At 34.6% G+C, this 17,922-nt stretch carries 18 protein-coding genes; 11 read left to right on the top strand and 7 right to left on the bottom strand.

The window, feature by feature from the left end:
• Positions 1-25: 25 nt before the first annotated feature.
• The 3 genes from H2O64_RS20815 to H2O64_RS20805 all read right to left on the bottom strand — a co-directional run bounded on the left by H2O64_RS20815 (position 26) and on the right by H2O64_RS20805 (position 2,645).
• Positions 26-607, bottom strand: a complete 582-nt coding sequence (locus H2O64_RS20815; protein WP_187564171.1) for an outer membrane beta-barrel protein — start codon at positions 605-607, stop codon at positions 26-28.
• Positions 608-782: 175 nt separating this feature from the next.
• The gene (locus H2O64_RS20810; RefSeq protein ID WP_187564170.1) at positions 783-1,736 is read right to left on the bottom strand and encodes a transketolase family protein; all 954 of its coding nucleotides are present in this window, start codon (positions 1,734-1,736) and stop codon (positions 783-785) included.
• Positions 1,737-1,799: 63 nt separating this feature from the next.
• A complete protein-coding gene (locus tag H2O64_RS20805; protein WP_187564169.1) occupies positions 1,800-2,645 on the bottom strand; it encodes a transketolase in 846 nt (281 codons plus the stop codon).
• 385 nt (positions 2,646-3,030) lie between these two features.
• Between H2O64_RS20805 and H2O64_RS20800 the strand changes: the two genes are divergently transcribed.
• The 11 genes from H2O64_RS20800 (at position 3,031) to H2O64_RS20750 (ending at position 13,600) form a co-directional block, all read left to right on the top strand.
• The gene (locus tag H2O64_RS20800) at positions 3,031-3,711 is read left to right on the top strand and encodes a hypothetical protein (RefSeq protein ID WP_187564168.1); all 681 of its coding nucleotides are present in this window, start codon (positions 3,031-3,033) and stop codon (positions 3,709-3,711) included.
• Positions 3,712-3,981: 270 nt separating this feature from the next.
• Positions 3,982-4,170, top strand: a complete 189-nt coding sequence (locus H2O64_RS20795; RefSeq protein ID WP_317173851.1) for a hypothetical protein — start codon at positions 3,982-3,984, stop codon at positions 4,168-4,170.
• Entirely contained in the window at positions 4,170-4,475 is a 306-nt protein-coding gene (locus tag H2O64_RS20790) for a type II toxin-antitoxin system RelE/ParE family toxin (RefSeq protein WP_187564166.1), read from the top strand. The genes H2O64_RS20795 and H2O64_RS20790 overlap by 1 nt, the downstream gene beginning before the upstream one ends.
• 205 nt (positions 4,476-4,680) lie before the next feature.
• Positions 4,681-5,811 carry a tRNA guanosine(34) transglycosylase Tgt gene (gene tgt / locus H2O64_RS20785; RefSeq protein WP_187564165.1) on the top strand — a complete coding sequence of 377 codons (1,131 nt, stop codon included), beginning with the start codon at positions 4,681-4,683 and terminating at the stop codon, positions 5,809-5,811.
• A gap of 6 nt (positions 5,812-5,817) precedes the next feature.
• On the top strand, positions 5,818-6,897 hold the full coding sequence (locus H2O64_RS20780) for an LptF/LptG family permease (RefSeq protein ID WP_187564164.1): 1,080 nt from the start codon (positions 5,818-5,820) through the stop codon (positions 6,895-6,897).
• The gene (locus H2O64_RS20775; protein WP_187564163.1) at positions 6,884-7,795 is read left to right on the top strand and encodes a DMT family transporter; all 912 of its coding nucleotides are present in this window, start codon (positions 6,884-6,886) and stop codon (positions 7,793-7,795) included. Before H2O64_RS20780 ends, H2O64_RS20775 begins: the two co-directional genes overlap by 14 nt.
• A gap of 51 nt (positions 7,796-7,846) precedes the next feature.
• The gene (locus H2O64_RS20770; RefSeq protein WP_187564162.1) at positions 7,847-8,800 is read left to right on the top strand and encodes an acetyl-CoA carboxylase carboxyltransferase subunit alpha; all 954 of its coding nucleotides are present in this window, start codon (positions 7,847-7,849) and stop codon (positions 8,798-8,800) included.
• 158 nt (positions 8,801-8,958) lie between these two features.
• Positions 8,959-10,512, top strand: coding sequence for a replicative DNA helicase (dnaB, locus tag H2O64_RS20765; protein ID WP_187564161.1), 1,554 nt, complete (start codon positions 8,959-8,961; stop codon positions 10,510-10,512).
• A gap of 158 nt (positions 10,513-10,670) precedes the next feature.
• Positions 10,671-11,393: a hypothetical protein gene (locus tag H2O64_RS20760; RefSeq protein ID WP_187564160.1), complete on the top strand. Its 723-nt coding sequence runs from the start codon at positions 10,671-10,673 to the stop codon at positions 11,391-11,393.
• A 19-nt stretch (positions 11,394-11,412) separates the two neighbouring features.
• The gene (gene blaOXA / locus H2O64_RS20755) at positions 11,413-12,267 is read left to right on the top strand and encodes a class D beta-lactamase (protein WP_187564159.1); all 855 of its coding nucleotides are present in this window, start codon (positions 11,413-11,415) and stop codon (positions 12,265-12,267) included.
• A gap of 148 nt (positions 12,268-12,415) precedes the next feature.
• Entirely contained in the window at positions 12,416-13,600 is a 1,185-nt protein-coding gene (locus H2O64_RS20750; protein WP_394368169.1) for an asparagine synthetase B, read from the top strand.
• A 768-nt stretch (positions 13,601-14,368) separates the two neighbouring features.
• On the opposite strand, the gene rplT is transcribed toward H2O64_RS20750, so the two are convergent.
• From rplT to thrS, 4 genes are all read right to left on the bottom strand, one after another.
• Positions 14,369-14,713, bottom strand: coding sequence for a 50S ribosomal protein L20 (gene rplT, locus H2O64_RS20745; protein WP_187564157.1), 345 nt, complete (start codon positions 14,711-14,713; stop codon positions 14,369-14,371).
• 140 nt (positions 14,714-14,853) lie between these two features.
• Complete coding sequence (rpmI, locus tag H2O64_RS20740; RefSeq protein WP_187564156.1) at positions 14,854-15,051, bottom strand: 50S ribosomal protein L35; 198 nt, start codon at positions 15,049-15,051, stop codon at positions 14,854-14,856.
• A 37-nt stretch (positions 15,052-15,088) separates the two neighbouring features.
• Complete coding sequence (gene infC, locus H2O64_RS20735) at positions 15,089-15,580, bottom strand: translation initiation factor IF-3 (protein ID WP_317173852.1); 492 nt, start codon at positions 15,578-15,580, stop codon at positions 15,089-15,091.
• An 80-nt stretch (positions 15,581-15,660) separates the two neighbouring features.
• Positions 15,661-17,604, bottom strand: a complete 1,944-nt coding sequence (gene thrS / locus H2O64_RS20730; protein WP_187564155.1) for a threonine--tRNA ligase — start codon at positions 17,602-17,604, stop codon at positions 15,661-15,663.
• Positions 17,605-17,922: the final 318 nt, after the last annotated feature.

Genomic DNA, 17,922 nt, shown 5'->3' with positions numbered 1-17,922 from the left:
AGTATATATAATGTCAAATTAGTTCTTATAGTCTAAAAGAAAGGCTAAAAATAATTTGACTAGGTCTTGAATCTACAGTTCCAAACTTTACATTGTTTTCAAATAAGTCAGCTTCATTTTGAGTAAAACCTCTTTCATAACGAACATCCAATCCAATATTTCCAAACTGTACAGCTGCTCCAACATTTAAACCAACAGTAATATCATTCTCAACATCAGAAACGGTTGAATTCTCAAAATCGTTATCCAATGTGTACTGAAAAGATGGTCCAGCAAATACACTTAATGGCCCTATTACTTTAAATCCTAACAAAACAGGTACATCAATCTTAGACATGTCATAAGAACTAGATCCGTACTCACTTTTCGTTTTTGTGTATACAATTTCAGGACGTAGGTAAAATTTACTGATGCTAATGTTGTAAAATGCTCCAATATGATAACCTATTTTTGCGTCTCCTTTGTCTTCTAGAATATTTTCTCCTACGGTAAGAACTTCTCGCAACTCTCCGTTGGAGTTAAAGTTTAAACCAGCTTTTACTCCAAATTGCGCAAAGCAAGTCATAGAAGCAAGCAAAAATACCAAACTTAATATGTTGTTTTTCATGGTGCTAATGTTTATTGTTTATAGTGTAAGAAACGACTTTTTTTAGTTTCTATTACTTTAGTGAGACTCAATTTTGAGAAACTTGTGCTGAACTTGATTCAGTATCTTAGATGAACTCAAAATTGTAAGTTGAACTAATCCCGCTAAAGAGCGGGATCTAAGGTCTAATCTTTTATTATTTTCTAGTAATCACTTTTTGAGATGCCTTTACGATAGAAGCGGCGTTTAAACCGTATTTTTCCATCAATTGTGCAGGTGTTCCTGATTCTCCAAACGTATCTTGTGTTGCCACAAATTCTTGTGGAGCTGGTGTATTCAATGCTAAGGTACGTGCTACACTCTCGCCCAATCCACCTAAGAAGTTATGTTCTTCCGCAGTTACGACACAACCTGTTTTTGCAACAGATTTTAAAATTGCTGCTTCGTCCAATGGTTTAATCGTGTGAATATTAATCACTTCCGCAGAAATTCCTTCCGCTTCTAATGTTTCAGCTGCTTGTAATGCTTCCCAAACCAAATGTCCGGTTGCAATGATTGTTACATCTGTTCCTTCTGTTAATTGAACTGCTTTTCCAATCTCAAAAGTTTGATCAGCAGGCGTAAAGTTGGCTACTTTCGGACGACCGAAACGTAAATAAACGGGTCCGTGATGTTCAGCAATAGCTAAAGTAGCTGCTTTTGTCTGATTGTAATCGCAGGTATTAATCACTGTCATACCTGGTAACATTTTCATCAAACCGATATCTTCTAAAATTTGATGTGTTGCGCCATCTTCTCCTAACGTAATTCCTGCATGCGAAGCACAAATTTTCACATTCTTATCAGAATACGCAACCGATTGACGAATTTGATCATACACACGTCCCGTAGAAAAGTTAGCGAATGTTCCTGTAAACGGAATCTTTCCACCAATCGTCATTCCAGCGGCAATTCCGATCATATTTGCTTCTGCAATTCCAATCTGGAAAAAACGTTCTGGATGATTATTTTTAAAATCGCCCATCTTTAACGATCCTGTTAAATCTGCACACAATGCTACTACATTTGGGTTTGTTTGTCCAAGCTCAGTAAGTCCATCTCCAAAACCTGAACGTGTATCTTTGCTTCCTGTATTTGTATATTTTTTCATATTTCTTTATCCACGAAGATGGATATCTCTATTTGATTAAACTTAGTTTTTAAAAATTAGGATTTAATAATCGCCTAACGTTTCTGGGTTTTGAGCCAATGCACTTTCTAACTGCTCATCGTTTGGTGCTTTTCCGTGCCAAGCATGTGTGTTCATCATAAAATCAACACCATTCCCCATTTCCGTATGCAACAGCACACAAACTGGTTTTCCTTTTCCTGTACGTGATTTTGCTTCCGCTAACCCATCTTTAATCGCTTGAATATCATTTCCTTCAGCAATCTCTAAAACGTCCCAACCAAATGCTTCAAATTTCGCACTTAGCGAACCTAAAGGCAATACATCGTCCGTTGCACCATCAATTTGTTTCTTATTATAATCAATCGTAGCGATGTAATTATCAACCTTATTTCCGGCTGCATACATAATCGCTTCCCAATTTTGTCCTTCTTGCATTTCGCCATCACCATGTAAAGAATATACTAAATGATCATCACCATTTAATTTCTTTGTCAACGCAGTTCCAATAGCAACAGACATTCCTTGTCCAAGCGAACCTGAGGCAATACGAATTCCTGGCAAACCTTCATGTGTTGTTGGATGTCCTTGTAAACGAGAATTTAGCAAACGAAACGTGTTCAATTCTTCCACAGGGAAATACCCACGATGCGCCAATACGCTATAAATTACAGGGGAAATATGACCATTAGACAAAAAGAAAACATCTTCTTCCTTACCGTCCATATCGAAACCGTCGTTCAGTTTCATAGTATCATTAAATAGGGTGACTAAAAATTCAGCACATCCTAAAGAACCTCCTGGATGCCCAGAATTTACTTTATGTACCATTCTCAAGATATCTCTACGTACTTGAGTGACTAAATTTTCTAATGATTTGTTATCAGACATTGTGTATTTGTTAGTAGTTTTTGAAAGCATCAAAAGTAAGTTATAAAATAGCGTTAACAAAAGAAGTTTGCAGGCAGTTATTAACGAAATTGTGTGAATAAGGTTGAAAATGTGGTGTTCGGTGTAAATTATTGAAAATGAAGCGGAAAAGAGACTTACGGGAAATAGTATTCTTTTTACTGTCATTTCTGTAAAGGCGGGCGTCTATTTTTATTAAAACTCATAATTTTCTTATGCTTTACGGAAAACCACATTGTGTGTATGTAATCTTTGTTTTACATTTATAAAAAATAAGAGGAAGTTGTTTTAAAAATAGTTCCTGTTATTTACTAAATTTAGTATGATAACAGGAATTCCTGTTATACATACGTTAGCCACAATTTGAATGAACCAAGAAATAAAGAATATATTAAGTGAGTTAAACTCTGATAAAACTGAATTTAGTTTGTTAGGAACAACAACATTAAAGACGAACTTTGATATTTCACCTCAAGAGTTTATAAAATACGCTGAACTGGATTTAAGCAGTAATTACGAGCATAATATAGTTAATGCACTTTCTAACGCAAAAAGAGCATTGGACAGCCAACTAGATTCTTTACTTGTATGTTTAGGTTATTATGGAATCTCTCAAAAAAAATATTGGAGTTTTCCGAAAAAGATTGACTTGATTAATGAACTCGGAATTATTGCACCAAGAGTATTAAGAAAAATCAACAAGCAAAGAAACTTGCTGGAACATCAATTTATTAAACCTGATGAAGAAAGTGTTGAAGATTTTTTAGATATCACGTTACTTTTTATTGCAAGCACAGATCGATTTACTTTAAAATTCGCAAACATTATTCATCTCAAAAATATTGAGCAGAAAAAATTATATGTTATCGAAAATAATTACGTTGAGGAAAAACTAAATGTTCATATATACAAAACGGAAAAACAATTTAGTTTAGCATATTTAGAACCTGAAAAAATTGAGAATGAATTAATTTCAACAAACTCATACAATCATAAGGATATTGATTATGACGAATTATTAAAATTCTATTTAACATATCTGAAATAAAAAACTGTGGCTAACACCGGTAACCGTTGCACAAGCCCTTAATTTTATAAAAAGTGAGGCATTCTTAGCCTATGTAAGGATGTCTTTCTTTTGAGTTTCATAATCGAATAGATAAAACAAAATATAAAAATTCAGTTTTGACTCAAAAGTAGCGTCATTTTACGCGCTATGTTTCACATCAACTCAGATAACAAAACCAATCTCATTTTTTTGTATCTTTGATTTTAAGAATCAAATATTATGGACATTCAGGCAACAAAAATCGAATTAGTGAAAACAATTTTAGCAATTGAGAATAGTGAATTTATTCAAAAAGTGGCTGATTTTGTAAATAAAGAAAAAGTTGATTTCTGGAATGAATTAAGTGCTTCTCAGCAAGATGAAATCAAAAAAGGAATCAATGAACTTGACGAAGGCAAAAGGGTTTCTTATGATGCATTCTTGAAGAAAATCTCCTAATGAACGTATTTTTATCCGAATTAGCGGAATCTAAACTTCTCAAATTATCTGAATATCTTTTAGAAAATTGGAATTTAAAAACGCGAGATCAGTTTATTGAAAAATTGACAGAAAAAATCAAGCAGATTTCTACACAACCAACTAGTTGTCCTCAATCAACTGAATTTAAAGGTCTTTATAAATGTGTCGTAACAAAACAAACCACCTTTTATTATCGAATTTCAGCAGAATTAAACGAGATTGAAATAATTACTGTATTCGATACAAGACAAAATCCTAATAAATTAAAAAAGGATATTGACTAAAAAAATATCAACGCTACTCAAAAAACAAATCAAATCTCAAAGAATCCCAAATTTTAATTTTTAATTAGCAAAATCATCTACCAATCTTACTTATATTTGCCACCGATCATGGTATTGTATGACAAAACAAGTACTTTTTTTGGCTTTCGCCAGAAGGTAAACGCAGTAATAAACATACGGTACAACAAGCAATAGCGACGCGAAAATGAAATTTGATTTAAAAGGAAAAGATCCACTTAGTAAAGCAAGAGCAGCGGTCATTACAACCGATCACGGAACGATAGAAACGCCGATTTTTATGCCCGTAGGAACGGTTGGAACGGTAAAAGGTGTGCACCAACGTGAATTAAAAGAAGATATCAATCCTGATATTATTCTTTCAAACACCTATCACTTGTATTTACGACCACATACCAAAATTCTTGAAAAAGCAGGCGGTCTGCACAAATTCATGAATTGGGATCGAAACATATTGACAGATTCTGGTGGATATCAAGTCTATTCACTATCTGACAACAGAAAAATAAAAGAAGAAGGTGTCCGATTCAAATCACATATTGATGGATCTTATCATTTCTTTACACCCGAAAATGTAATGGAAATTCAACGTACGATTGGAGCAGATATCATCATGGCTTTTGACGAATGCACGCCATATCCTTGTGATTACAGATACGCAAAACGTTCCATGCACATGACGCATCGTTGGTTGGACAGATGTATCAATCACTTAGAAAAATTACCATTCAAATACGGATACAGTCAAGCATTTTTTCCAATAGTGCAAGGAAGTACATACAAAGATTTGCGAGCACAATCGGCAGAATTTATCGCTTCACGTGATGCTGTCGGAAATGCAATTGGGGGACTTTCAGTTGGAGAACCCGCAGAAGAAATGTACGCAATGACCGATGTGGTATGTTCCATTCTTCCAGAAGACAAACCACGTTATTTAATGGGCGTTGGAACACCAATCAATATCTTAGAAAACATCGCTTTAGGTGTTGATATGTTCGACTGTGTAATGCCAACACGTAACGCACGTAACGGAATGTTATTCACGGCACACGGAAGCATCAACATCAAAAACAAAAAGTGGGAAGACGATTTTTCTCCGATTGATGAAATGGGCATTACGTATGTAGATACAGAATATTCAAAAGCATACTTACGTCACTTATTCACCGTAAATGAATTGCTTGGAAAACAAATTGCAACCATTCACAACTTAGGATTTTATCTTTGGTTGACACGAGAAGCTAGAAAACATATCTTAGCAGGAGATTTTAGAACCTGGAAAGATATGATGGTAAAACAAATGGACAAACGCCTTTAGTAGTATATGAAAATATTAGATTGGTATATCATTAAAAAATATCTCTCAACATTCTCTGTAATGTTGTTGCTATTTGTTCCTATTGGGATCATGGTAGATATTTCTGAAAACATAGATAAAATGTTGGCTTCTGAAGCGCCAACAGACAAAATCATACTCTATTATATCAATTTCGTAATCTACTTTGCGAACCTATTATTTCCTATATTTCTATTCCTTTCGGTAATTTGGTTTACGTCAAAACTGGCAAATGATACCGAAATCATTGCCATTCTTAGTTCAGGAGTTTCCTATTTCCGTTTCTTACGACCATTCTTAGTTGCGGCTTCAATAGTTGCTATTGTTGCTTTTATGATGGGAATGTACATCGTTCCAAACGCAAGTAAAGGGTTCAACGAGTTCCGGTTTGAATACATCAAAAAAGGGCGAAAAAAGCTGAGAGATAATGCCGAAATCTATAAGCAAGTCAACACCAATGATTATATCTACCTTAAAAGTTTCAGCTTTGAAAGTAAGCGTGGAGACAACTTCACCTTAGAACATTTTGAAGACAATGAGCTAAAATATAAATTGGAAGCACGTACGATAAAATACAACGTAGACGATAGTACATATACATTACGTGGATACAAAAAACGTATTATTGGCGCAATGAATGATAGCTTAGTAAGCGAACGAAAATTTGACACTATATTTCCTTTTGAAGTAGAAGATTTAACGCCAGTTACGTACATGGCTGAAACTTTGAATTATAAAGAACTAGACAAATTCATTGAAAAAGAAAAACTATCGGGTTCACCAAATGTTAGCAAGCACTTATTAGTAAAATACAAACGTTGGAGTTTGCCAATTACTGCATTTATCCTGACAATTATTGCCGTTGCAGTTTCTTCTATGAAACGTAGAGGTGGAATGGGCGTGAACCTAGCTTTTGGAATTTCAATTGCGTTTATATACATTTTCTTTGATAAAATATTCGGAACAATGGCAGAGAAATCTGGTTTCTCACCAATGATGGCTGTTTGGGTTCCTAATTTAGTCTTTGGTGTATTAGCCATTTATCTATTATACAATGCTAGGAGATAAACTCAAAAACTATTTACACCTTCACCTACTAGTTTTCATTGCTGGTTTTACAGCGGTTTTAGGAAAGTTGATTACTATCAAAGCAATTCCATTAGTTTGGTTTCGGATGCTCATTGCGGGTTTGCTAATGCTTGTATACATCAAACTCACGCGAACGAAACTCAAAGTATCACTCAAAACATTTTTTAAACTTGGACTTGCAGGAATCGTAGTTGCGTTACACTGGATTACGTTTTTTGGTGCCATTGATGTTTCAAACATTTCTATAACGTTGGTAATGTTTTCTACAGGAGCATTTTTTGCATCATTTATAGAACCCATTATTTACAAGCGTAAGATTATTTGGTATGAAATTATCTTTGGAGTAATCGTAATTATTGGTGTTTCTATCATTATCAATACAGAATTCAAATACATCAACGGGATCATTTTGGGTGTCATTTCAGCATTCTTATCGTCACTATTTGCAGTAATCAACGGGAAATTTGTGGAACAACACAACGCGTCTATGATTTCATTTTACGAATTTATAGCTGGAGTAGCATTCATCTCTATATATTTGGCGTTTGCCGCAGATGGTTTCACGAAAGAAAACTTCTTTGCACTAAGCACAAATGATTGGATCTATATTTCTATATTAGCTTCTGTGTGTACGGCGTATGCATTTATTGGATCTGTACACATTATGCGCTATATAAGCCCGTATACAGTGGTATTAACCTATAATTTAGAAATTATTTACGGAATTGTATTGGCATTAATATTATTCTCGGAAACGGAAAAAATGAGCTCAGGTTTTTACGCTGGAGCGCTCTTAGTCGTAGCTACAGTATTGGCAAATGGAATCATAAAAAACCGTCGAAAAAGAAAATCAACAGAAGGCATTGATGTTTCCTAAATTAAAGTTTTATATTTGTAAACTGAAACAACTAAACATACCCTCAAAAACATGGAATATTTAGATTTTGAGCTACCTATAAAAGAATTAGAAGAGCAGCTGACAAAATGTGTTGCAATCGGACATGAAAGTGATATTGATGTTACCGAAACATGTCAGCAAATCGAAAAAAAGCTAGCCATTACTAAGAAAGATATCTATAAAAACTTAACGGCTTGGCAGCGTGTACAATTATCACGTCATCCGAATAGGCCGTATACCTTAGATTATATCAAAGCTTTATGCGGCGATTCGTTCTTAGAAATGCACGGAGATCGTAATGTAAAAGATGATAAAGCCATGATTGGTGGACTTGGTAAGATTGGAGATCAATCGTACATGTTTATTGGTCAGCAAAAAGGATACAATACTAAAACACGTCAGTACCGTAATTTCGGAATGGCAAACCCAGAAGGATATCGTAAAGCATTGCGCTTGATGAAATCTGCGGAAAAATTCGGAATTCCTGTAGTCACGCTAATTGACACACCTGGTGCATATCCAGGATTGGAAGCAGAAGAACGCGGACAAGGAGAAGCAATAGCAAGAAACATCTTAGAAATGACACGCTTAAAAGTGCCAATTATCACTGTAATTATTGGTGAAGGTGCTTCTGGTGGTGCATTAGGAATTGGAGTTGGAGATAGCGTATTAATGCTTGAAAACTCTTGGTATTCTGTAATTTCTCCAGAAAACTGTTCGTCTATCTTATGGCGTAGTTGGGAACACAAAGAAAAAGCTGCAGATGCGTTAAAATTAACTGCAGATGATGCTATTAAAATAAAAGTAATTGATGCTATCATAAACGAGCCTTTAGGTGGAGCGCATACCGATAGAGAAGGAACTTTTTCAGCTGTTAGAGATGCCATTGTTGCAAATTATGACAAATTAAAAAACTTATCACAAGAAGATTTAGTAAGTTCTCGGATGGATAAATATTCTAAAATGGGAGAATTCAAAGGATAAACCTATACTACATAAGGAAGTGCAAAAATCCGAAGTTCATACTTCGGATTTTTTTTCCGCTTATCAACAAAAAATCGTAACTTATCAACAATCGTTCGTTAAAATTCAACCTATAATTTTAACGTGCATACGTAAAAGGAATACTTACTTTCGCAATCATGGAAAATGTCAACCCTAAGCAAACATATAAAACTGATCAAAGTAACTTAATAAGTCTAGAGAAAGGAAAATTACCTCCACAAGCCGTCGAATTAGAAGAAGTTGTTCTTGGAGCAATGATGATCGATAAAAAAGGTGTGGATGAGGTAATTGATATTCTGAGCCCAGAAGCTTTCTATAAACAAGCCAATAAATTGGTGTTTGAGGCTATCTTTCAATTATTTGAAAACTCGGAACCTATTGACTTATTAACAGTGTCATCGCAACTTCGTAAAAGTTCTAACTTAGACAAAGTTGGAGGTGATTTCTACTTAATATCGCTCACACAAAAAGTATCTTCTTCGGCACATATTGAATTTCACGCACGTATCATCTTGCAGAAATTTATTCAGCGTAGCTTGATTAAAATCTCCAATGAAATAATTGAAGATGCCTATGATGAAACTACAGATGTTTTCTCTTTATTGGATAAAGCAGAATCACGTTTGTACGAAGTAACGCAAGGAAACATTAAAAAATCTTCGGAAACGGCGCAAAGTTTAGTAATTCAAGCAAAGAAAAAAATTGAAGAAATTTCTAATAAAGAAGGTCTAAGTGGAGTTCCAACTGGATTTGATAAATTAGATAAACTAACTTCTGGTTGGCAGCCGAGTGATTTAATTATCATTGCAGCACGTCCAGGTATGGGAAAAACGGCATTAACTTTGTCCATGGCAAGAAACATTGCAGTTGACCAGAATATTCCGGTGGCTTTCTTCTCGTTAGAGATGGCTTCTGTACAATTAATTACACGTTTAATTTCTTCGGAAACAGGCTTGTCTTCTGAAAAATTACGTACTGGAAAATTGGCAAAACACGAGTGGGAACAATTAAACGTAAAAGTAAAAGGACTTGAAAAAGCACCTTTATTTATAGATGATACACCTTCATTATCCATCTTTGATTTACGTGCAAAAGCGCGTCGTTTGGCATCGCAACACGGAATTAAAATGATTATGATTGATTACTTGCAGTTAATGACGGCTGGAGGAAGTCAAAAAGGTGGCGGAAACCGTGAACAAGAAATCTCAACCATTTCGCGTAACCTTAAAGCATTGGCAAAAGAATTAGCGATTCCAGTAATTGCATTATCACAGTTATCACGTGCGGTTGAAACGCGTGGAGGAAGTAAAAGACCATTGCTTTCAGATTTACGTGAATCGGGAGCGATTGAGCAAGATGCGGATATTGTATCGTTTATTTATCGTCCAGAATACTACAAAATTGAAGAATGGGATGATGACGAACGCTCACCAACGGATGGACAAGCAGAACTTATTGTGGCTAAGCACAGAAACGGTGGTTTGGATAACATTCGATTAAAATTCATTGGACATTTAGGTAAGTTTGATAACTTAGAAACGTTCGATTCGCCATTTGAATTTCATTCTAAAATGAATGATGCTGCAAATGATGATACGTTGCGAACGGAGAATCTGCCTAGCGCAGACGAAGCATTCGGAAGTTCTATGAATGATGATTTTAATCCGGATGAAAACGAAGTTCCTTTTTAAAAATATAATATGAATACAGAATAAATCAGAAGAGTTGAAATTAATGAAAGAGAATGAAATGCGACTATATTAGTGAAGCAATTAACTTGAGCATTATTTTACGCTAAACATTTAATTCCCTTAATTTGCTATGCGTTAGAAATTGATTAGTTGTAATTATGAATATATTTTCTAAACTATTTGGCGGTAGCAACAACTCCAAAAATCAAGTACACAAACATTATGTGCTTTACGATTCCAAAAATGTGTATTATTTAAAAAAGATGCAGAAAACTATTGTGTTTTTTCCAGATCGTATCAATACAAATGCATTATCTGAAGCACAAACAAAACATATCTTTACTAAAAAATTTCGCTCACTGTTCGAATTTTGGAACTACATTACTAAATCTAAAAAATGGTATTTGGAATATCAAGCAAATTCCATTGAACATATAGGGAATTATATAGAAATTTTGGCACCACTCATAGTAAATTCAACGAATGAATTGAGGCGAAAAATGGAATTTTCAGATATAGATATCTACAGTATTGCAGCATGGGATGATTTACTTTTTCGATATAAAGAAAAAAGTGAATTAGTTTTCAAAGAAAGTCAAAAACTAAAAACTTTTTGTGCTAATTGTGGGAAAGAACGAATGGGATTTAGTCAACGATATCCAAAATCAATTTGTCATGAATGTTCCCCAAAAATTACAGACAATACTGGTAGAAGCGTAGAATTCTTTAATTCACCTATTGAAGGTTATGGCTGTCAAGGTTATTATTCAGGAACGAATCAACAAGAAAAATACGAATCTGATATATGTTTTATTCAAGCAAAAGAATTTATTGCAGAAGAAGCCAGATTTGGAGGTATTGTGATATATCTTAAAGAATAATACGTTATAAGATAAAATCATGAAAAAACTATGCATATTTTTTCTCTGCGTTTTCTGTTTCTCTTGTAAAGAGGAATCGAAAAAAAATTTGAAACCACAAGAGAAATCCGTCATAACGAAAAATATAGATAATCATACGATAGTAGCTGCTTTTCAGAAAATTATAGATTCTGTAAAATTAAAAGGTGCTATTTTAGTTTACGACTTAAGGGAAGATGTGCATTATTCTAATGATTTTTCATGGGCTGAAACTGGAAAGTTGCCAGCTTCTACGTATAAAATCCCCAATTCTATCATTGCTTTAGAAACAGGAGTTGTAGCGGATCAAAATACCATCTTTGTATGGAATGGAGAAAAAAGATTTCTAAAATCTTGGGAAGAAGACTTAACATTTACACAAGCTTTTCAGCGTTCGTGTGTTCCTTGTTATCAAGAAATAGCAAGAGAAGTTGGCGTTGAAAGTATGAATGCATACTTGGAAAAATTTCAATATGGGAACATTCAAGTTGATTCAACAAACCTAGATTCGTTTTGGCTTCAAGGAAATTCGCGTATTACTCAATTTCAACAAATCGATTTCTTAACACGTTTGTATCAATCAAAGCTTCCAATTTCTAAAAGAACAGAAACCATCATGAAAGATATCATGATTGTTAAAGAAACTGAAACCTATACATTAAGAGGAAAAACGGGTTGGTCAATTAGTGATGGAATTAATAATGGTTGGTTTGTTGGCTATGTTGAAAAAGAGGATAAAATATTCTTCTTTGCAACTAATGTAGAACCAACGGGAAAATTTAATCAGAAAGCATTCATTAAAAATAGAAAAGAGATTACCTATAAGGCATTACGACAATTAGATATTCTGTTATAGAAATTATAATTTCTTTAAATAGGTATAATTTTTGTGTATCTTTCCGTTGTATAAAAACACATTGCATTTGAAACTCAAAAATATTCTCATACTCGTTGTACTCTTACTGTTTTCAGTAAGTAGCTATGCATCTTATATTCTAATTCCAATGGATGCAGAATCTCAAAAAGATCACTTAAAAGCCTACGGAATTACCTATTGGTCACTTGAAAAAAAGATCAAGGTGAAATGGTTGCTTAATTATCGCGGCGGATCATTTTTATTGCCAGCAATTGAAGCGATCGAAAAAGAATGTAAAATTCGTGGAGTTTCTTACGAAATTCTCTCCGATGCAAAAACCAACGCAATGTTGGAAGAAATTTCCAGTCCAAGTAAAAATCAAGAAGCTATCATTTTAGAAAAAGCGCCAAAAGTTGCGGTGTATTCTCCAAAAGGAAATGTGCCTTGGGATGATGCGGTAACGATGGTATTGAAATATGCGGAAATTCCGTATGAAGTTGTATATGATGAAGAAGTATTGGCAGATGATTTGATAAAATACGATTGGTTACACTTACATCATGAAGATTTTACGGGACAATACGGTAAATTTTACGGAATGTATCGTTCGGCACCTTGGTATATTCGCGAGAAGCAAGAAGCAGAAGCTTTGGCAAAAAAGCTAGGGTATAGTAAAGTTTCAGAAGAAAAACGCGATGTTGCTCTAAAAATTCGCGATTATGTAATTGGTGGTGGATTTATGTTTGCCATGTGTAGCGCAACGGATAGTTTTGATATTGCATTGGCTGCGGAAGGTGTAGACATTTGCGAACCAATGTTTGATGGCGATGTGTCGGATAGAAACTATCAAAGTAAAATAGATTACAACAAAACATTTGCATTTACTGACTTTGAACTTGAAAGAAGTTCGACAAAATATGAGTTTTCTTCTATTGATATGACTTCCAAAAGAAGAATAGCCAGAGAAGCAGATTATTTTACCTTAATGGATTTTTCTGCAAAATGGGACCCAATTCCGACGATGTTATGTCAAAATCATACCGCTTTGGTGAAAGGATTCATGGGACAAACGACAAGTTTTGATCGTTCTCAGATCAAACCTTCTGTGTTAATCTTAGGAGAAAACAGAACTAACGGCGAAGGTCGCTACATTCACGGAATCAAAGGAAAAGGATTTTTTACTTTTTACGGCGGACACGATCCGGAAGATTACCAACATAGAGTAGGAGATCCAAAAACGGAATTGGAATTGCATCCAAATTCTGCGGGTTATCGCTTAATTCTAAACAATATTCTATTTCCAGCAGCGAAGAAGAAAAAGCAGAAAACGTGATTTCTTTTTTAGTTTAATAGTTTATGTGTTTAGTAGTTTCTAAGATATTCTTTTCTTTCTAAAACTTCTCCAATCGTCACATTGAGATGCGTTTTACAATCTAAATAGTTTATAACTTCAGCAGTATTTTGTCTGCATAAATCAGCTAATTTTGGGTTGCTTGTGTTTTTAATATCATAATTTATAAGTAGCTTTATTCCATTATTAATTTAAAAATCAACTTATAATGTTAGAAAAACTCGAAAATTTCAAGATTGAGAACCCAAATTTTATTTATGGAGGTTATACCGCTACCGATGATTTGTGGAAATGGCGAACGAACTAAGGCTGTAGTTTGTCAATTTATATTAATTTAAAATCAATTTATTATGTTGGAAAAACTTAAACAATTTAAAATCACAACTCCAAATTCTATTAAAGGAGGAACAGCTACGGATGATTTGGCTAAATGGCGAAAGAACCAACCATCTTAGCGATAGATAATAAGTATCCATAAACTCAAGTGAACTTCGGTTCACTTTTTTTGTAGCTATAATTAAATAAAAATTACTTTCACCCAAAACCCAAAACCCAAAACCCAAGATCTAGCCCCGCGTTAGTGATAGCAACGGCATCCTCCCATTTTTTATGGGAGATATAGTGAATAGCACGACCGCCAATTTTTCATTGGTGGAAACGCCCAAAATAGAAAAATAGAAACAAAAAAAATCCGACTCTTTTCAGAATCGGATTTTTTATAAGCGAAGTACTATATTATTATTTGACGTTTTATTTTACTTTATCAACAATTGCTTTGAAAGCTTCTGGATGATTCATCGCTAAATCGGCTAAAACCTTACGGTTTAATTCGATATCATTAGCTTTGACTTTCCCCATAAACTGAGAATAAGACAATCCGTTTAAACGAGCACCCGCATTAATACGAGTAATCCATAATGCACGGAATGTTCTTTTCTTAGCTCTACGGTCTCTGTATGAGTAACTCATAGCTTTGTCAACCGCATTCTTTGCAACTGTCCAAACGTTTTTACGTCTTCCAAAGTAACCTTTGGCTTGTTTTAATACCTTTTTTCTTCGGGCTCTACGAGCTACCGCGTTTACTGATCTTGGCATACTTTTAAATGTGTTTTTGTAGTAGGCGGTCGATAATCGACTCTTAACCTTTTCTTAATCGTACGTCTTAATTAAAAAACATACATTAATAATCGGCCTAACTCCAGGGTTTATAATTTGTTTTTAACCGAAAGAACGGATTACGTTAAACGCAATTGTTCTTTAATACTCTTAACATCATTTTTGTGTACTAACGTACTATGTGTTAATGCAAGCTTACGCTTCTTAGACTTCTTTGTTAAGATGTGACTTTTGAATGCGTGCTTTCTTTTAATTTTACCAGAACCTGTAAGCTTAAAACGCTTTTTAGCACTGGATTTAGTTTTCATTTTAGGCATAATTCCTAAGTTATTTAAAATACTTCGCTTATTATTTTTATTTCTTTTTTGGTGCAATGAACATAATCATTCGCTTACCTTCTAGTTTTGGCATTTGCTCCACTTTTCCATATTCTTCAAGTTCTTGCGCTAATTTTAGCAACAATATTTGCCCTTGATCTTTATAGATAATAGAACGTCCTTTAAAGAACACATACGCTTTTAGTTTAGATCCTTCTTTAAGGAACTTTTCGGCATGCTTCTTTTTGAACTCATAATCATGATCGTCAGTTTGTGGACCAAAACGAATCTCCTTAACAGTTACTTTCGTTGCCTTAGATTTTAACGATTTATCACGTTTCTTTTGCTCATAAAGGAATTTTTTATAATCCATTACTTTACACACAGGAGGACTTGCTTTAGGAGAAATTTCAACTAAATCTAATTCTTGTTCTTCTGCTATGGCAAGCGCTTTCCTTGTTGGGTAAACACCTATTTCTACATTATCTCCTACAAGACGTACTTCAGGAGCAATGATTTTTCTGTTAATTCGGTGTAGATCTACCTTTTCCTCTCGTCTAGGAGCTCTACTTCTTTTTCTTCGTATTGCTATGGTTCTATAATTTTAGGTTAAACATTAAATGGCTTTAAACTACTACTAATTTCTTTTTTCACCATTTCCGCAAAAGCTTCCATGGATAAAGTTCCGATATCGCCAACTCCGTGTCTACGTACAGAAACTGTGCCGTCTTTCTCTTCTTGCTCGCCAATGATAAGCATAAAAGGTACTTTGCTCATTTCTGATTCACGAATTTTCTTCCCGACAGTCTCGTTTCGATTGTCAATTTGGGCGCGAATCTCGTGATTTTCTAACAAATTTAAAACTTTTTTTCCGTAATTCTCATATTTTTCACTGACAGGTAAAAGAATTGCTTGTTCTGTAGTGAGCCATAATGGGAAATTTCCGCCTGTATGTTCCAACAAAATTGCAATAAATCGTTCCATGCTTCCAAACGGTGCACGGTGAATCATTACAGGTCTATGTAGCTCATTATCACTCCCTTTATATGTTAAATCAAAACGTTCTGGTAAGTTGTAATCTACCTGAATTGTTCCAAGTTGCCAACTTCTTCCTAGTGCATCTTTCACCATGAAATCTAGCTTAGGTCCGTAAAAGGCAGCTTCGCCATATTCAATCACATAATTAAGATTTTTTTCATTTGCGGCATTTATGATGGCATTTTCTGCTTTTTCCCAGTTTTCATCAGATCCAATATACTTTTCTGGCTTCTCAGGATCGCGTAACGAAACCTGCGCTGTAAAGTTTTCAAATCCTAACGAACCAAAAACATACATGACCAAGTCAATCACTTTTTTAAATTCGTTATCCAATTGATCTGGTGTACAGAAAATATGTGCATCATCTTGCGTAAATCCACGAACACGTGTCAATCCATGCAATTCTCCACTTTGTTCATATCTATATACAGTTCCGAATTCTGCGAAACGCTTTGGTAAATCTTTATAACTCCAAGGTTTTGAATTGTAAATCTCGCAGTGATGCGGACAATTCATCGGTTTCAACAAAAACTCTTCACCTTCTTTTGGTGTATTAATAGCTTGAAAACTATCAGCGCCATACTTTTCGTAATGACCAGAAGTAATATACAACTCTTTCTGTCCAATATGTGGCGTAATCACCATTTCGTAACCCGCTTTCTGTTGTGCTTTCTTTAGGAAGCCTTCCAATTGAGCGCGCAATGCAGTTCCTTTTGGCAACCACAATGGCAATCCTTGACCAACTTTCTGAGAAAAAGTAAACAACTCTAACTCTTTACCGAGTTTTCTATGGTCACGTTTCTTTGCTTCTTCCAGTAACTCTAAATATTCCTTCAAGTCTTTCTGCTTAGGAAAAGAAGTTCCATAAACACGAGTCAACTGTTTATTATTCTCGTCACCTTTATAATAAGCTCCAGCAACACTCATAATCTTTACAGCTTTCACAATACCTGTATTCGGAATATGTCCACCACGGCACAAATCAGTAAACGTATCATGATCACAAAAAGTAATCGTTCCGTCTTCCAAGCCTTCAACAAGCTCTACCTTATAATCATTTCTACCTTTATAATAGTTTAGTGCTTCTTCCTTTGTTGCAGAACGCATTTTAAAATCATGCTTTCCTCTAGCAATCGTAAGCATTTGGTCTTCAATACGCTTAAAATCTTTATCGGTAATAGTGGTTTCGCCCATATCCACATCATAATAAAAACCGTTATCTACCGCTGGACCAACCCATAGCTTAGCATTTGGATACAATTCCAAAATAGCTTGCGCTAAAATATGTGCGGAAGAATGCCAAAAAGCTTTCTTTCCTTCATCATCTTTCCAGGTATACAAAACAAGCGCTCCATCTTCAGTAAGTGGAGTAGTGGTTTCTACAATCACATGATTAAACTTTGCCGAAATAACATTTCGTGCAAAACCTTCACTAATATTCTTCGCAACATCCATAGGAGTTACGTTCGAATCAAATTCTCTAACTGAGCCGTCTGGCAATGTAATTTTTATCATACAAAAATAAATATTAAGCTTGCAAAGATAACACGAACCAAAAACCTGTACAATATATATGTATACTATATTTCAAAAAAATAAACAATACAATAAAAAGACACAAACAGCTCCGTAAAAACCAAATAACCAGCCAAGCAAATCCCCGAATACACAAATCAACAAATACACAAAAAACAAAGCACGCCCATTGAGTTCATCAAAGTTGTTCACTGAGCTTGTCGAAGAGAAGTGTGGGGGTTCCCGCTAGAAAATAGCGGTCACGCTCTCGCCAGTCGCTTTTGCAGCTTAAAAAAAAAGCTGCAAAGAGCTCCAACA

This window comes from Kordia aestuariivivens, assembly GCF_014397005.1.
Classification (GTDB): Bacteria; Bacteroidota; Bacteroidia; order Flavobacteriales; family Flavobacteriaceae; genus Kordia; species Kordia aestuariivivens.
Note: the sequence above shows the minus strand (reverse complement) of the source record. Positions and strands in the feature narration are given on the sequence as shown.

What these genes read in the sequence shown, in the direction of transcription:
- H2O64_RS20815 (WP_187564171.1), bottom strand. Translation starts at nt 607, where the DNA reads ATGAAAAACAACATATTAAGTTTGGTATTTTTGCTTGCTTCTATGACT.
- H2O64_RS20810 (WP_187564170.1), bottom strand. Translation starts at nt 1,736, where the DNA reads ATGAAAAAATATACAAATACAGGAAGCAAAGATACACGTTCAGGTTTT.
- H2O64_RS20805 (WP_187564169.1), bottom strand. Translation starts at nt 2,645, where the DNA reads ATGTCTGATAACAAATCATTAGAAAATTTAGTCACTCAAGTACGTAGA.
- H2O64_RS20800 (WP_187564168.1), top strand. Translation starts at nt 3,031, where the DNA reads ATGAACCAAGAAATAAAGAATATATTAAGTGAGTTAAACTCTGATAAA.
- H2O64_RS20790 (WP_187564166.1), top strand. Translation starts at nt 4,170, where the DNA reads ATGAACGTATTTTTATCCGAATTAGCGGAATCTAAACTTCTCAAATTA.
- tgt (WP_187564165.1), top strand. Translation starts at nt 4,681, where the DNA reads ATGAAATTTGATTTAAAAGGAAAAGATCCACTTAGTAAAGCAAGAGCA.
- H2O64_RS20780 (WP_187564164.1), top strand. Translation starts at nt 5,818, where the DNA reads ATGAAAATATTAGATTGGTATATCATTAAAAAATATCTCTCAACATTC.
- H2O64_RS20775 (WP_187564163.1), top strand. Translation starts at nt 6,884, where the DNA reads ATGCTAGGAGATAAACTCAAAAACTATTTACACCTTCACCTACTAGTT.
- H2O64_RS20770 (WP_187564162.1), top strand. Translation starts at nt 7,847, where the DNA reads ATGGAATATTTAGATTTTGAGCTACCTATAAAAGAATTAGAAGAGCAG.
- dnaB (WP_187564161.1), top strand. Translation starts at nt 8,959, where the DNA reads ATGGAAAATGTCAACCCTAAGCAAACATATAAAACTGATCAAAGTAAC.
- H2O64_RS20760 (WP_187564160.1), top strand. Translation starts at nt 10,671, where the DNA reads ATGAATATATTTTCTAAACTATTTGGCGGTAGCAACAACTCCAAAAAT.
- blaOXA (WP_187564159.1), top strand. Translation starts at nt 11,413, where the DNA reads ATGAAAAAACTATGCATATTTTTTCTCTGCGTTTTCTGTTTCTCTTGT.
- H2O64_RS20750 (WP_394368169.1), top strand. Translation starts at nt 12,416, where the DNA reads ATGGATGCAGAATCTCAAAAAGATCACTTAAAAGCCTACGGAATTACC.
- rplT (WP_187564157.1), bottom strand. Translation starts at nt 14,713, where the DNA reads ATGCCAAGATCAGTAAACGCGGTAGCTCGTAGAGCCCGAAGAAAAAAG.
- rpmI (WP_187564156.1), bottom strand. Translation starts at nt 15,051, where the DNA reads ATGCCTAAAATGAAAACTAAATCCAGTGCTAAAAAGCGTTTTAAGCTT.
- thrS (WP_187564155.1), bottom strand. Translation starts at nt 17,604, where the DNA reads ATGATAAAAATTACATTGCCAGACGGCTCAGTTAGAGAATTTGATTCG.